The organism is Bacillus sp. J33, assembly GCF_000518885.1.
Classification (GTDB): Bacteria; Bacillota; Bacilli; order Bacillales; family Cytobacillaceae; genus Cytobacillus.
Genome location: NZ_JAEL01000120.1, coordinates 1 through 15,070 on the forward strand (window position 1 = coordinate 1; position 15,070 = coordinate 15,070).

A 15,070-nucleotide genomic window follows, 5' to 3' on the forward strand; every position below is an offset into this window, starting at 1 on the left:
TATTGAATAAATGTGAGTTTAATTAATATTACAGGGTCAATACTTGGGCGGCCTTTTTCTGAATACTTATCTTTTACCAAGTCATAGATGAATGAGAAATTAATCGCCGCTTCAATTTTGCGGACCAAATGGTCCGCCGGTACAAGTTCGTCTAAAGCAACCATTTCAATTTGATCCCGTTGAATTGGATTATGTTTTGAAAGCATTTAAATCACCTCAAGCATTGTATTACTTCTATTTTAAAATAAAAAAGACTGCAGACAAGCACGATTTTCATCGAGTTTGTCGACAGTCTGAAATCCGGAGTCTTAAAACTCCGGATTTTTTAAAGGTTTTGCTGGACGATTTACACAATAATCACAATCTGGATCATTGCATGCACTTTCGTTCCATTCATTGCAGCTAGGGCAAAAAATGGCATCATATTGGCCAGAATACACAAGCGGCCCTTTGCATTTAGGGCATCCTGATGGTTCCGTAATATTCCCTTCGTATTCATTGCCTTCAATAAAGAGAATTCCTTTTTCCAAGTCGAATTTGACTTTCATGCATTACTTGATGATTTGAAGTTCTTTAGGGAACTTGGTTAAGATTTCAACTCCATCAGCCGTTACGGCAAGGTCATCTTCAATTCTTACTCCGGCAGCGCCTGGAACATAGATGCCCGGTTCAATGGTGAAAACCATTCCTTCCTCCAGCAAAAGTGAATTGGTTTCGGTCAATGAAGGGTATTCATGGACGCTGACACCAAGTCCGTGGCCCAATCGATGTGGAAAATACTCGCCATATCCGGCATCTGCTATCAGGTTTCTTGCTGTCAGGTCTATTTCAGAGCATGGAGCTCCCGGCTTGCTTTTTTCTACCGCTGCCAGCTGGGCTTTTAGTACGGTATCATAAATTTCTTTTTGTTTATCGTTTATATCTCCGTAAGCAACAGTTCTTGTTATATCAGAGCAGTAGCCGTTCCAGACAACGCCAAGGTCAAAAAGAACCAAATCTCCTTTTTGGATTTTTGTCATTCCAGGCGTACCGTGCGGGGAAGCTCCGTTTGCTCCTGTAAGCACCATCGTGGAAAACGACATTTCGTTTACGCCCTTCTTTTTTAGGGCGTATTCAACAGCTGCTAAAACATCCAGCTCAGTTTTTCCTTCCTGGATTTCAGCACACCCTGTTTCAATGGCAAAGTCGGCCAATGCGCACGCTTCGCGGATGATCTCCAATTCTTTTTCGTCTTTGACCATACGAAGTTTCCGCAGCTTTTCTTCTGCTGATACGAATTCAGCACTGCTGAACAGATTTGTCAATGCTTCATATCTTTCCACATTCATATGTTCTTTTTCGATCGCAGCCTTTCCGACTTTTCCTATTCTGCTATGTATAGATTTTTGAATGAATTCCCATGGATTCTGAATGTCACTGTAACCAATGATCTCATGGCCCCAGCCGGCATTTTTGGCATCTTCTTTTTCCATTGCCGGACATACAAGAAATGGCTCCTCATCCTGAAAAACAGCTAGCCCAAGCAAGCGTTCATGCGGATCACTTAAAAAGCCGCTCAAGTAAAAAACATTTTCAGGCGATGTCACAAAACTGAACTGAATATCATGGTCCTTCATCCACTGTGAAAGTTTTTGCAATCTATTATTCATAATGAACCTCCTTATGTACTATTATCATGAGCGTAGCAATTAAATCAGGAAAAGTAAACTTTTTAAAGATTTAAAATCAGGGTATATTTTTAAATGGTTAGCAGGATAAACCGGTTTTTCGTTGAAAGTAAAATTACATAGCATGAATATTGAAAGGAGCAAAAAAATTGAAAGTATCTTATCACGGCCATTCAGTTGTTAAAATTGAGTCACAGGGGAAAACCATTTTAATTGATCCGTTTATTACAGGAAATCCCTTAACCGACTTAAAAGCAGAAGAACAGAAGCCTGATGTTATTATTGTTACACATGGACATGGCGACCATCTTGGAGACACAATTGAATTGGCAAAGCGCAGCGGTTCTCTTGTCATTGCCAATTTTGAGCTTGCCACTTATTTGGGCTGGCAGGGTGTTAATGCCCATGGAATGTCCATTGGCGGAGGGTATGATTTTGATTTTGGCAGAGTTAAGCTAACACCAGCCTTCCATGGAACTGGCCTGGAAACCGAAAATAATGAAATTATTTACCTGGGTATGCCTGCTGGCGTCCTTATAACTCTAGAAGGAAAAACGATTTATCATGCAGGAGATACAGGGCTTTTCTCTGATATGAAGCTCATCGGAGACCGCCATCCGATTGATCTTGCCTTCCTGCCTATTGGCGATAATTTTACAATGGGTCCGGATGATGCAGCCTATGCAGCTCAGCTTCTTGGAGCCAAAAAAGTAGTGCCAATACACTTCAACACATTCCCGCCGATCAAGCAGGATCCGCATAAATTTACAAATATGCTTGAAAATGGTGTTGGCCAAGTGCTTGAAGCCGGAGAATCAATCGAATTATGATCAAAAAACGCAGCTTCTGCTAAGGGAGGCTGCGTTTTTCTATAAGTTTTTTGTGGAAATAGCGATTTATCAACCAGAAAGATAAGTGAAGTTACCAATATAGTTTTATAATGAATATTTCAACGCTGCAAATATCAGCAAATCCCCCAAATCGCACTAATCCCTTCCCAGACTGGCGGTATTTAAAAACAACTCATTTTCCTGGCCTGTCCGCATACATTTTAGAGAGGATGCATTAAAGGAGGAAGCCTAAATGAACAAAAATCGATATTTGCTATGTCTTCTGCTTTGTGGATTAATGCTTTATTTTGCGGCGCCCAGGCTTGGAGTTTTCAATGGCGGCACTGAGGGGATATTTGCCATAAGCTGGCTGGCTTTTGCGCTGTTTGTCATTGCGGGAAACTTGACTGCATTGCTTTATGCACCGAAAAAAGCAGCAGCTGACCAAAAAAGGACAAGTCAAATGATCGCTAAAAAGAGAATTCGCTCGTTCGGCAGATAAGGTGTGCCATGCTCCCGGTGAAGGAGTCCTTTACAAGTTTGCCCGAAGCCAATTGTATCAAGGCCTTTTTACCCTTATAATGAAAATATAGGAATAATTTGTAGAGGGTGAAAGTCTTGGCTACTAAGCATGAGCAAATTTTACAATACATTGATGAATTGCCGGTAGGGGAAAAGATATCAGTCAGACAGATTGCCAAGGCGCTTGCAGTCAGTGAAGGGACTGCTTACAGGGCGATTAAGGACGCTGAAAATAAAGGTTATGTGAGCACGATTGAGCGTGTAGGGACGATCAGGATTGAACGGAAAAAGAAAGAAAATATCGAGAAGCTGACTTTTGCTGAAGTTGTTAATATCGTTGATGGCCAAGTGCTTGGAGGAAGAGCCGGCCTTCATAAGACACTTAACAAGTTCGTAATTGGGGCTATGAAGCTTGAAGCAATGATGCGCTATACTGACGCAGGAAACCTGCTGATTGTCGGAAATAGAACACAGGCCCATGAACTGGCATTAAAAGCTGGAGCGGCGGTTTTAATAACAGGCGGCTTTGATACGGAGGAGAATGTTAAAAAGCTGGCTGACGATTTGCAGCTGCCGGTCATCTCGACCAGCTATGATACATTTACGGTTGCAACAATGATTAACCGTGCCATTTACGATCAATTAATCAAAAAAGAGATTGTGCTTGTAGAGGATATTCTGACTCCTCTTCAGGACGCCATTGTGTTAAAAACAACTGATACGATTGCTGATTGGCTCAGGTACAATCGTGAAACGAACCATAGCCGCTTTCCGGTTGTCGATCATAATTTGAAGGTTCAGGGTGTAGTTACTTCAAAGGATATTATGGGCCATGAACCGGATACGCCTATTGAAAAAATTATGACAAAGAACCCAATGACAGTTGGCGGCAAAACCAGTGTAGCCTCGTCATCCCATATGATGGTTTGGGAAGGAATTGAGCTGCTTCCTGTTGTTGATGAAGCTAATAAACTCGAAGGAATCGTAAGCCGGCAGGATGTATTAAAAGCCTTGCAAATGATTCAGCGGCAGCCTCAAGTTGGTGAAACCATTGATGATATTGTTACAAACCAGCTCGTGCTGACAAGAGGAAAGACGAAAGGCGATGATGTTTATCGCTGTGAAGTGACACCTCAGATGACCAACCATCTTGGTACGATTTCATATGGCGTTTTTACGACGATTGTCTCAGAAGCTGCTAACAGAGTTTTAAGAAGCTATAAAAAAGGTGACCTTGTAGTTGAAAATATGACCATCTATTTTATCAAGCCTGTACAAATTGACAGTATGCTTGAAATCTATCCAAAAGTGCTGGAAGTTGGACGGAAATTCGGTAAAGTGGATGTGGAAGTCTTTAATGAAGGTGTCCTTGTAGGCAAGGCAATGATGATGTGCCAGTTGATCGATCGGCATTAATTATTAAGCGCTCTTTTATCATACAATTGCTGTGTTTGCTTATAAATTCTGCCCGCCCATCTCCGCTGGCTAAACTTTGTTAGCCCTGAAAGCAGCAATTTTACGAAGACTGCGCTATTAAAATTGTTATGCAAAAGCCCGATGTTTTTCTTTTCGGCCTGTTGATATTAAAGGTGGCGGAGAGGAAAACAAAGGGACTTTATTAACAGAGCAAAAATACGGATAGAAAAAAGCCGCTCCCATGAAAGGAAACGGCTTTTTCATTGCATAATTTTATGCTGGCCTTCTATGTTCTTCTTGCTTCTTCAGCTTCCTTTATTGCGTGAGGCATGTAAAATTTATAAGCTTTTATGCCGCCCCAAATACTTAATCCGCCAACCAGGATAAAAATAATGCCGACAATAAGAGAGGCAGTTGTATCATATAAAAATAGCTGATTCAATCCAAAAAATGCCACAAACGCACCCAGAGCAGTTCTTGACTTCGCGGATATCCATTGCCTTTCAGCGGGCTGCTTGCTTCTGAAGAATTTTACTTTATAGAAAATATAGAAAGAAAAAGAGAGAATAATCAAGATTACAAAGATTGGCATATCCTTACCTCCAAATTTCGACAATCTCTTATTATTCTACCTGCATTAATAAAAAAATGCTATAAGCCAGCTGAGTTTTCTTTTTCTTTTTCACCATGTTGTGGTAAAAATAAAGTATTCCGAATAAAAGGAGCACGCCATGAAACAAAAGATACTTGATGAAATTAAAAAATTTGAAACAATCATTATCCATCGGCATGTCCGTCCGGATCCAGATGCATATGGTTCACAGGGAGGACTGGCCGAGATCCTGAAAGCATCCTTCCCTGAGAAAAATATCTATACTGTAGGAAGAGAAGAAGAAACACTCCATTTCATGAGAAGGCTGGATAGTATACCTGACGATACATATAATGGGGCACTTGTAATTGTCTGTGACACGGCAAATGCTGAGAGGATTTGTGATGGCAGATACAATCAGGGGGATAAACTAATTAAAATTGATCATCATCCAAATATGGATCCATATGGGGATATGATGTGGGTCGATACAGATGCAAGCTCAACCAGCGAAATGATTTATGAATTGTATCTCTTCGGAAAAAAACAGGGCTTAAAAATGTCCGATGAGGCTGCAAGATTATTATTTGCTGGTATTGTAGGAGACACGGGCCGTTTTCTTTATCCAAGCACAACGGAAAAAACGTTTGCCTATGCAGGGGAATTGATTCATTATAATTTTTCCCGGCCTGAGCTTTTTAATAAAATGTACGAACTAAAAACAAATATCATAAAACTCAAAGGCTATGTCCTGCAAAACTTTGAAATGAAAAATTATGGTGCGGCTGTTATGGTTCTGAAAAAAGAGCTGCTTGAGGAGTTTGATGCAGTGCCTTCGGAAGCGTCTCTACTTGTTAGTGCTCTTGGAGATGTACAGGGAATTAAAGCGTGGGTTTTCTTTATTGAGGAAAGTGATCAAATACGTGTCCGATTCCGCTCAAAGGGCCCAATTATCAATGAAATTGCGAGAAGGTATAATGGCGGGGGGCATCCCCTTGCTGCCGGAGCATCCATATATTCCTGGGCAGATCTTGAATCAGTTGTAAGGGACTTGGAGCAAGTCTGCAAAGAACATTAACAGGATGCCCGGATTTGTCCGGGCATCAATCCAGCATAATATTCAACTCAATTGAAACAGTTGTATAAATGACCATCTCTTTTACTTCCACCCGATATCTTTTCTCATTTACTCGATGGGTTTTATTTTCGATTATTTTTTTTATGAGTTCACTGCTTTTGTAAACTGTATCAATGTCTTTGGCTCGCATCATGCTAATATCCTCTTTAATTGAATCTTCAACCTGAAATACGCTGAAGGAATCCAGCTTATATTTGTCACTGTTAACAATTTTTATGTTTATATCCTGGACAGTCAGCTTTTTCTGGTTTTCCTTATTTAGCTTTTTGAATTCTTCTTGCCAAATATCTTTATCTTTTTCCAGCTCATAAATGGCGTCTTTTTGCAGCTTGATTTCCTTGCTGTATCTTTCCTGCCACTCCCCAAAAATATATAGAAAAATAAACCAGCTGATAATGCCGCCTATAGCCATGCCCGCAAAAAAGCGCTGCCAGGACGGAAGGCGATAATATGGCGGGATTCTCATGAAATATGCTCCTGTGTCAGCCAATTAATCAGCATTGCACCGGTCTGGGCTCCGCCAAGAGCGGAAAGGATCAGCATGAATTGTTTAAATATATCTTTCGTCTGCCCATCCAGCACTCCTTTTTCAAAGCTATAAACTGTATCAAAGGTGCCTCCGATCGCTGCAATAATGGCCCAAATTCGAATCATGTTGGAAATCTGGAAGATTTCATTCAAAGGGGGCTTGCCCGTCAGGAAAGCAGCCAATCCGCCGATTATTGAACCGCCTACTAAAACACCGAGAGCAATAAAGTAACTCTCAATTAGAGTAGAAAAAAAAGGCTGGGTATTCATTTCATCCATCCTAACTGCAGGGGAAATCCTGCCTGAATTATCTTTATACTTCATCATATGGACAAACTTATAAAAATATGTTTTTGGCAGTCTTGATAAATAGCTGTGATAAGGCGAAAAGCTGATTTAGCATAATGTTTACTGGAGCGCAAGCGCGTGAAAGCTTCATTCAAATTTCCTTTGTGTGTCAAGGGTGCTTTTTCCATGTCCGGCAGGAAAAGCGCACCTAATAGAGACACCGCTGGCGAAATGTAGGAGGAGCGCACGCGGTCCGCTGAGTGGCTGCCGCAGAAATCAAAACTTAAGTCCAGCAGAGCCTTGTAAAAAGAGAACATATTTTCTTTTTGGAAAAGCGCGTTCTATAATAATAAATAGCAGAGAATTTAAGGGTGTGAGAATCGTGTCATTTGTTCACCTACATGTATATAGCGCCTATAGCCTGCTGTCCAGCACAGCAAGAATAGAGCAGCTTGTTTTAAGCGCCAGGGAAAAAGGCTTTACTGCCCTGGCTTTGACAGATAAAAATGTGATGTACGGTACTGTTGCGTTCTATAAAGAGTGCTTAAGGCACTCAATTAAACCGATCATGGGTTTAACTGTGGATGTACTGAGTGAGTCGGATGAAGGGGAGGCATATCCGCTTGTCCTTTTGGCGAAAAACAAGCAAGGATTCCAAAACCTTTTAAAAATCACAAGTACAGTCCAGACAAAAACACCTGAAGGGATCCCCGTGAAATGGCTAAAGCATTATGCCGGGGGGCTGTTTGCTTTAACACCCGGCCTCGATGGAGAGATTGAGGGATATTTGGCAGCTGGTGAATATGAGAAAGCCAAAGGTGCTTCAGAACTATATAGGGTTATTTTTGAAAAAAATTCTTTTTTCCTTTCCATGCAAGACCATGGACTGACAGTGGAGAAAAATGTGCAGAAAGGGATGGCCAGGCTCTCTGCAGAAACAGGCATTGGTCTGGCGGCTTCCAATAGTGTCTGCTATCTCAATAAGGAAGACGCGTTTTCACATGAATGCCTTTTGGCGATCAAGAATGGAGAGAAGCTCCAGGATCAGGCCAGGGAACGTCTGGACAGTGAGGAATATTACTTAAAAACTTCAAGAGAAATGGCAGAATTATTGTCCGGATATCCTGAAGCTTTGGAGAATACGATTTTAATTGCTGAACAATGCAATGTCATGCTGGAGCTGAACAAACAAAACCTTCCGAAATATCCTGCGGAAAAGAGTGCAGATAGCCTCTTGGATGAAGTTTGCTGGAAGGGATTTGCTGATAGGTATCCAGATGCAGGGGAAGAACACCGTGAGCGTTTGAAGTACGAGCTGAAAGTAATAAAAGACATGAGATTTAGTGATTATTTCTTAATTGTCTGGGATTTTATGAAATTTGCAAGAAACAATGGCATATTAACTGGCCCAGGGCGCGGGTCTGCTGCAGGGTCGATGGTTGCCTATGTTCTTTACATAACAGATGTGGATCCAATCGAGCACAGGCTGCTGTTTGAACGCTTCCTTAACCCCGAAAGAATTTCAATGCCTGATATTGATATAGATTTTCCGGATCACAGAAGAGATGAAGTAATCAGATACGTATCCAAAAAATATGGAGAATTGCATGTAGCCCAAATTCTTACGTTTGGGACACTGGCGGCTAAAGCGGCGCTGCGGGATGTCGGCAGGGCGTTTGGGTTAAATCCCAAAGAGCTGGATATTCTTTCAAGAAAAGTCCCTTCAAAATTGGGCATCAACCTGAGAGAAGCATACAAAGAATCGGAAGCGCTAAGAAGATTCGCACAGGAATCGGATTTAAACCGAAGGCTCTTTGAAACCGCTCTAAAATTGGAGGGCCTTCCAAGGCATACATCTACACATGCTGCAGGCGTTGTGATCAGCGAGCATCCTTTGGTTGAGGCAATTCCTATCCAAAAAGGACATGAAAATGTTTATTTGACCCAGTACTCAATGGAGCATCTGGAGGATGTCGGCTTATTGAAAATGGATTTTCTTGGGCTTAGGAACTTGACCTTGATAGAAAGTATTTTAAGTTCCATACAGAGAAAGACAGGAAAGCGGATTGATATCAAAAGGATTCCGCTGGATGATGATGCTGTGTATAGACTTCTTGGAAAGGGTGATACAACAGGTATATTCCAGCTTGAATCAGAAGGAATGAGAAGTGTCCTGACCAGGCTGCAGCCAACCCGATTTGAAGATATAGTAGCTGTCAATGCCCTTTACCGCCCGGGACCAATGGAAAATATTCCGCTGTTTATAGATAGAAAGCATGGAAGACAGGCTGTAACCTACCCGCATCCGGACCTGAAGCCCATCCTTGAAAATACTTATGGAGTTATTGTTTATCAGGAACAAATTATGCAAATTGCTGCTAAAATGGCAGGCTTTTCGCTGGGGGAGGCTGATTTGCTCCGGAGGGCAGTCAGCAAAAAGCAAAAAGAAGTGCTTGATCGTGAGCGGAGCCATTTTGTGGACGGGGCATTGAAAAAAGGATACAGCGAACAGACTGCCAACGATATTTATGATTTGATTGTCCGTTTTGCCAACTATGGCTTTAACCGGAGCCATGCTGTCGCTTACAGTTTTATAGCCTACCAGCTTGCCTATTTAAAAGCCCATTATCCGCTCCACTTCATGGCTTCCCTGCTTACATCAGTCATTGGAAATGAGGGGAAAATTGCTCAATATATCAGGGAGATGAAGCAAATGGGCTTATCCATTCTTTCTCCTTCGATCAATTATAGCGGTTATTCTTTCTTAGTTGAAAAAGACGCTGTGAGGTACAGTCTGGCTGCTATTAAAGGAGTGGGGGCAGCTGCCTTAAAAGATATTTTTATGGTCAGGAAGAGCAAGCGGTTTGATGATTTATTCGATTTTTGTATAAGAGTATCAGCCAAAGCGGTTAATCGCAAAGTTTTGGAAGGATTGGTCCATTCAGGCAGTTTTGATGAGTTTGGTGAAGACAGGGCAGTGCTGCTTGCAAGCCTGGATGTTGCAGCAGAGCATGCACAGCTGGTTAAACCCGACGATGATCAGGTTGATTTCTTTGAAGACGAGGAATTCTTCCCGAAACCGAAATATACTTCAGTTGACCCGATTAGGCCAGAGGATAAGCTGAAATTTGAAAAAGAAGTGCTCGGACTTTACTTATCGGATCATCCAGTTTCGGTTTACGAACCTCACTTTAATTACCTTGGGGCCGCTCCATTGCTGGAACTTGAACCATCAAGCAGAAAGGCCAAGTCTGTTGCCTATGTATCAGAAATAAAGAAAATCCGCACAAAAAAAGGGGAGCCAATGGCTTTCCTTACCTTAAGCGACCAATCCGGAGATATGGAGGCAGTTGTTTTTCCAAAGGTCTTTAATCGCTATTCGCTTCTATGTTATCAGGGAAACATTGTTTATGTGGAAGGAAAGGCAGAAGACCGGGATGGAAAAAGGCAGCTGATTGTGCAGCACCTTGATTCGGCAAAGGAAGCCATAGAAAAGATGCAAAACAAGGATCCCGTCCTATATCTTCGGATTACAAAGGATCAGGAAACAGCTGAGAATCTCCGCCTGCTGAAGGAAATATTTAAGAAAAATGAAGGGCATATACAGGTTGTACTATATTACGAAAGCACGAAAAAAAGCATTCGCCTTGGAGAAGAGGACCTGATTCAGCCATCGGAAGATTTCTTGAATCAGCTCATTCGTTTGCTTGGGAAGAACAATGTTGTTCTAAAGTAATGGCCCTTTACAACAATTGCAAATATGGTATATTTGTAAGAAGAAATTAAGCTGGTCTGACCACTGGGGAACGAACAGATGGCTGTTGTCATCTATCAGCCTGCCCCAAATCAATTTGGAAGGCTCGCTGGGATAGCGGGCAGCCTATTTAGTATTTGTTCATTTAGCTATGTTAATATATACAAATTCCTGTCCGGCTGAGGATAATTGAGGAGTGAACATTTTGACCTTACGTGAAGAAGCACTGCATATGCATAGAGTTAACCAGGGAAAATTAGAATCTAAATCAAAAGTTCAGGTGCGGAATGCGAGAGACTTGAGCCTTGCCTATTCCCCTGGTGTCGCTGAGCCATGCAAGGAGATTTATGATAAGCCTGAAACGGTGTATGAGTATACAATGAAAGGCAATATGGTAGCCGTTGTTTCCGATGGTACAGCTGTTTTGGGGCTTGGAAACATTGGGCCGGAGGCAGCCTTGCCTGTAATGGAAGGAAAGGCTGTATTATTCAAGAGTTTTGCAGGGGTGGATGCTTTTCCAATTTGCCTGAATACGACAGATGTAGATAAGATCGTAGAAACAGTCAAGCTGCTTGAACCGACTTTTGGAGGCGTGAATCTGGAAGATATTGCGGCCCCTCATTGTTTTTATGTAGAAGAACGGTTGAAGAAAGAAACAAATATACCTGTATTCCATGATGACCAGCATGGCACTGCCATTGTAACCGTTGCGGGTCTTGTGAATGCCTTAAAGCTAACTGGCAAGAAAATGAATGAAATCAAGGTAGTTGCAAACGGAGCTGGAGCAGCTGGGATTGCGATTATTAAACTTCTGTATAGTTATGGCGTACGCGACATCATTATGTGCGACACAAAAGGCGCTATTTATGAAGGCCGTCCTCAGGGCATGAATGAGATTAAGACTGAAGTATCAAAATATACTAACCGTGATAATGAAAAAGGAAGCCTCGCAGACGTAATTAAAGGTGCAGACGTGTTTATCGGAGTATCTGTGGCAGGGGCATTAACGGCTGAAATGATTTCTGATATGAACGAAAATCCAATTATTTTTGCCATGGCCAATCCTACACCTGAGATCATGCCTGAGGAAGCAAAGGCAGCTGGGGCAATGGTAGTTGGAACAGGGAGATCGGATTTTCCAAATCAGGTGAATAATGTACTCGCTTTCCCAGGGATTTTCCGCGGTGCTTTGGACGTGCGGGCTACACATATCAATGAAAAGATGAAAGTGGCTGCTGTAGAAGCGATTGCAGGCTTAATTAAAGAGGACGAGCTCAATGCTGATTATGTGATACCTGGACCATTTGATCCGCGTGTCGCACCCGAAGTTGCAGCAGCAGTAGCTAAAGCCGCTATGGAAACAGGCGTTGCCCGAATCAAGGTTGATCCTCAAGAAGTGAAGGAAAAGACGGAAAGCCTTGCAGTTATTGGAAAAAGTGAGTAATTTCTTTCATGAATTCACCTCAAACGAATACAAAGGTCTATATCGAAATTGTCAAGCAGCTTAGGTCCATGATTGAACATGATGGCCTTAAGCCTGGTGATCGATTGCCTTCCGAACGAGAGCTGTCAGAGCGCCTGGATGTCGGGCGCTCTTCCGTACGGGAAGCGCTAAGGGCCCTTGAACTTCTTGGTTTGATTGAAACAAGAAGAGGTGAGGGCACTTTTATTCGGGATTTCAGAGGAAATCAGCTTGTACAGCTGCTTAGTACGTTCATTCTTCAGGACAAAAAAGCAATTCGGGATGTAAAAGAAACAAAGTTTTTAATTGAGCTGGATTGTTTATGGCTAATCATTCAGAAGGCTGATGAAAATGAGCTTCTTATGTTCAAAAAGTGGGCATTAGAAGCGGAATATTCAGATGATGATTTTTTTCTGGAAGTAGTTACACTTGCAGATAATCACCTTTTTTTGCGGATATGGTTGATTTTAAAAGATTATTATAATTCGTTGGATTTAAAGAGGATAATGGTTTCTAAAACCGAGTACGCCGAGCTGATTGACACACTGATCTCTAAGAATGAATCTGAAGCTATCCGGGTATATCGAAATCTAAGAAAATTGTCGAAGAGTTAACGACATTTTTTTGCTGATTTTATTGTTGATATACTCTATATTTAAAGAATCAGACAAGCCGTATAAGAAGCCTGGGATTTAGGCATTCATTTTTAAACCAGTGGTCTGACCACTGTTGAAGATAATGGAAAATGATTCATCGATATCAAGGAGGTTTCATCTTGCTTAAAGATATTTTTACAAAGACGAAGAAGAAGAAATATGCAACGATTCCATCGGAAACGGCAAAGCAGGATGTGCCGGAAGGAATCATGACCAAGTGTCCAAATTGCAAAAAAATCATGTATACTAAGGAACTCGTTAAGAACCTAAAGGTTTGCTTCCATTGCCATTATCATCATTCTATGAACTCGAAAGAACGATTGGCAAGCTTTTTAGATCCTAATAGCTTTGAAGAAATTAATGCTAATATGATTTCTGAAAATCCATTGAATTTCCCGGGTTATATTGAAAAGCTGGAGAAAGACCGTGAAAAGACAAAAATAAATGAGGCGGTTGTCACTGGGACAGGCACTGTAGATGGCCAAAGAATAGCAGTAGCTGTCATGGATTCTACGTTCAGGATGGGAAGTATGGGTTCTGTGGTCGGAGAAAAAATAACCCGTGCCATTGAAAAAGCGGATGAATTGGGAATACCTTTTATTATATTTACAGCTTCAGGCGGTGCGAGGATGCAGGAAGGTGTTCTCAGCCTGATGCAAATGGCCAAAACGAGTGTAGCCCTAAAAAGATTCAGTGATAATGGCGGACTAATCATTTCCATCATGACCCATCCAACAACAGGAGGAGTTTCAGCCAGCTTTGCTTCCCTGGGAGACTATAATTTAGCTGAACCAGGAGCTTTGATCGGCTTCGCTGGACGCCGCATTATTGAACAGACAATCAGGGAAGAATTGCCTGAGGATTTCCAAACAGCAGAGTTCTTATTGAAACATGGCCAATTGGATGCAGTTATATCAAGAACAGAATTAAAAGAAAAAATATCCACTATTCTTTCCATACATCAACCAGGAGGTGACTTCCAATGGCAGGAGAATTAGAATTTGAACGTCCGGTAACGGAGCTGAAAAAAAAGATAGCAGAATTAAAAGAGTTTACGAAGACGGCCGATGTTGATCTATCCTCAGAGATAGAGAAACTGGAAGCACGCTTGGAAAAATTAGAAACGGATATTTATGAAAATATGAAACCTTGGGATCGTGTGCAAATTGCCCGGCATCCTGCAAGGCCGACTACACTTGATTATATTTCATACCTGTTCGAAGACTTTTTCGAGTGCCATGGGGATCGTGCTTTTGGAGATGATGAAGCGATTGTTGGGGGAATTGCGAAGTTTAAGGGACTTCCAGTAACAGTCATTGGTCATCAGCGGGGAAAAGATACAAAAGAAAATATCCGGAGAAACTTTGGCATGCCTCATCCGGAAGGATACCGTAAAGCATTGAGGCTTATGAAGCAGGCGGATAAATTCAGGAGACCGATTATTTGTTTTATCGATACTAAAGGAGCTTATCCTGGCAAGGCTGCTGAGGAACGGGGACAAAGTGAGGCTATAGCCAAGAATTTATTTGAAATGGCTAGCTTAAAGGTGCCGGTCATTTGTATCGTCATTGGTGAAGGCGGAAGCGGCGGAGCGCTTGCTCTTGGAGTTGGCAATCATATTCATATGCTTGAAAACTCAACTTATTCTGTCATCTCGCCAGAAGGAGCTGCTGCAATTCTTTGGAAAGATGCCTCACAGGCTAAAAAAGCAGCTGAATCAATGAGGATTACGGCTCCCGATTTAAAGGATCTGGGTGTCGTGGATGAGATTATTGAAGAGGTTAAAGGCGGCGCCCATAAAGATGTTAAGTCCCAGGCAGCCGAAATTGACTCGGTCCTTTATACCTCATTAAAAGAATTATTGACTCTAACTGAAGAACAGCTGGTCGACCACAGATATAATAAGTTTAAATCGATTGGCGAATACTCGTTTTTAAAGGATTTTATTGGGGTAAAATAAAAACGTGCTTTCGGGCACGTTTTTATTTATTGGCTGTGTTAAAGCTTATTGTTGATTTTAGCACCCTGTTGATTGGAGCGGAAGGTGCGAGATCCTCGAAAATGCTATCGCATTTTCTTCGTGCGGTGTTCATTCGAGGAAGCTTATTCAATGTCCTGCGGGAGAAGCGTGTCAGCGGGAGACCCCGCAGGTGCGAATGCACCGAGGAGCGTCGGACCGCCCGCGGAAAGCGAGTGCCTCGTGCTGAAATCAACAGG

At 42.0% G+C, this 15,070-nt stretch carries 14 protein-coding genes and 1 pseudogene; 9 read left to right on the forward strand and 6 right to left on the reverse strand.

What is annotated here, in order from left to right; all coding sequences use genetic code 11:
- From L634_RS0125185 to L634_RS0125195, 3 genes and pseudogenes are all read right to left on the reverse strand, one after another.
- A pseudogene (locus L634_RS0125185) lies at nt 1–206 on the reverse strand (IS5/IS1182 family transposase); the annotation flags it as partial.
- Nucleotides 207–346: 140 nt separating this feature from the next.
- Nucleotides 347–508, reverse strand: a complete 162-nt coding sequence (locus L634_RS33050) for a hypothetical protein (RefSeq protein WP_157452461.1) — start codon at nt 506–508, stop codon at nt 347–349.
- A gap of 43 nt (nt 509–551) precedes the next feature.
- Entirely contained in the window at nt 552–1,649 is a 1,098-nt protein-coding gene (locus tag L634_RS0125195) for a M24 family metallopeptidase (RefSeq protein WP_026584818.1), read from the reverse strand.
- Nucleotides 1,650–1,816: 167 nt separating this feature from the next.
- Between L634_RS0125195 and L634_RS0125200 the strand changes: the two genes are divergently transcribed.
- The 3 genes from L634_RS0125200 to L634_RS0125210 all read left to right on the forward strand — a co-directional run bounded on the left by L634_RS0125200 (nt 1,817) and on the right by L634_RS0125210 (nt 4,435).
- Complete coding sequence (locus L634_RS0125200) at nt 1,817–2,497, forward strand: metal-dependent hydrolase (protein ID WP_026584819.1); 681 nt, start codon at nt 1,817–1,819, stop codon at nt 2,495–2,497.
- Between the two features lie 253 nt (nt 2,498–2,750).
- Nucleotides 2,751–2,999, forward strand: coding sequence for a hypothetical protein (locus L634_RS0125205; RefSeq protein WP_026584820.1), 249 nt, complete (start codon nt 2,751–2,753; stop codon nt 2,997–2,999).
- Between the two features lie 116 nt (nt 3,000–3,115).
- A complete protein-coding gene (locus tag L634_RS0125210) occupies nt 3,116–4,435 on the forward strand; it encodes a CBS domain-containing protein (protein WP_026584821.1) in 1,320 nt (439 codons plus the stop codon).
- Between the two features lie 286 nt (nt 4,436–4,721).
- Here L634_RS0125210 and L634_RS0125215 read toward each other — a convergent pair whose 3' ends face one another.
- Nucleotides 4,722–5,027: a YtpI family protein gene (locus tag L634_RS0125215; protein ID WP_026584822.1), complete on the reverse strand. Its 306-nt coding sequence runs from the start codon at nt 5,025–5,027 to the stop codon at nt 4,722–4,724.
- 139 nt (nt 5,028–5,166) lie between these two features.
- Between L634_RS0125215 and L634_RS0125220 the strand changes: the two genes are divergently transcribed.
- Complete coding sequence (locus tag L634_RS0125220) at nt 5,167–6,105, forward strand: DHH family phosphoesterase (RefSeq protein WP_026584823.1); 939 nt, start codon at nt 5,167–5,169, stop codon at nt 6,103–6,105.
- Nucleotides 6,106–6,130: 25 nt separating this feature from the next.
- On the opposite strand, the gene ytrI is transcribed toward L634_RS0125220, so the two are convergent.
- Complete coding sequence (ytrI, locus tag L634_RS0125225) at nt 6,131–6,631, reverse strand: sporulation membrane protein YtrI (protein ID WP_026584824.1); 501 nt, start codon at nt 6,629–6,631, stop codon at nt 6,131–6,133.
- Complete coding sequence (locus tag L634_RS0125230) at nt 6,628–7,020, reverse strand: YtrH family sporulation protein (protein ID WP_332249065.1); 393 nt, start codon at nt 7,018–7,020, stop codon at nt 6,628–6,630. Before L634_RS0125230 ends, ytrI begins: the two co-directional genes overlap by 4 nt.
- Nucleotides 7,021–7,363: 343 nt before the next feature.
- On the opposite strand from L634_RS0125230, the gene dnaE reads away from it, so the two are divergent.
- The 5 genes from dnaE to accA all read left to right on the forward strand — a co-directional run bounded on the left by dnaE (nt 7,364) and on the right by accA (nt 14,813).
- Nucleotides 7,364–10,717, forward strand: a complete 3,354-nt coding sequence (dnaE, locus tag L634_RS0125235) for a DNA polymerase III subunit alpha (protein ID WP_026584826.1) — start codon at nt 7,364–7,366, stop codon at nt 10,715–10,717.
- Nucleotides 10,718–10,940: 223 nt separating this feature from the next.
- Complete coding sequence (locus L634_RS0125240; protein ID WP_026584827.1) at nt 10,941–12,179, forward strand: NAD(P)-dependent malic enzyme; 1,239 nt, start codon at nt 10,941–10,943, stop codon at nt 12,177–12,179.
- A gap of 8 nt (nt 12,180–12,187) precedes the next feature.
- Entirely contained in the window at nt 12,188–12,811 is a 624-nt protein-coding gene (locus L634_RS0125245) for a FadR/GntR family transcriptional regulator (RefSeq protein ID WP_026584828.1), read from the forward strand.
- A gap of 161 nt (nt 12,812–12,972) precedes the next feature.
- Entirely contained in the window at nt 12,973–13,851 is an 879-nt protein-coding gene (accD, locus tag L634_RS0125250; RefSeq protein ID WP_026584829.1) for an acetyl-CoA carboxylase, carboxyltransferase subunit beta, read from the forward strand.
- Nucleotides 13,836–14,813, forward strand: coding sequence for an acetyl-CoA carboxylase carboxyl transferase subunit alpha (accA, locus tag L634_RS0125255; protein ID WP_026584830.1), 978 nt, complete (start codon nt 13,836–13,838; stop codon nt 14,811–14,813). The genes accD and accA overlap by 16 nt, the downstream gene beginning before the upstream one ends.
- Nucleotides 14,814–15,070: the final 257 nt, after the last annotated feature.

Excerpts from the sequence above, each read along its gene's own strand:
- L634_RS0125215 (WP_026584822.1), bottom strand. The coding sequence starts at position 5,027 with ATGCCAATCTTTGTAATCTTGATTATTCTCTCTTTTTCTTTCTATATT.
- L634_RS0125195 (WP_026584818.1), bottom strand. The coding sequence starts at position 1,649 with ATGAATAATAGATTGCAAAAACTTTCACAGTGGATGAAGGACCATGAT.
- ytrI (WP_026584824.1), bottom strand. The coding sequence starts at position 6,631 with ATGAGAATCCCGCCATATTATCGCCTTCCGTCCTGGCAGCGCTTTTTT.
- L634_RS0125205 (WP_026584820.1), top strand. The coding sequence starts at position 2,751 with ATGAACAAAAATCGATATTTGCTATGTCTTCTGCTTTGTGGATTAATG.
- L634_RS0125220 (WP_026584823.1), top strand. The coding sequence starts at position 5,167 with ATGAAACAAAAGATACTTGATGAAATTAAAAAATTTGAAACAATCATT.
- L634_RS0125245 (WP_026584828.1), top strand. The coding sequence starts at position 12,188 with ATGAATTCACCTCAAACGAATACAAAGGTCTATATCGAAATTGTCAAG.
- L634_RS0125230 (WP_332249065.1), bottom strand. The coding sequence starts at position 7,020 with ATGATGAAGTATAAAGATAATTCAGGCAGGATTTCCCCTGCAGTTAGG.
- accA (WP_026584830.1), top strand. The coding sequence starts at position 13,836 with ATGGCAGGAGAATTAGAATTTGAACGTCCGGTAACGGAGCTGAAAAAA.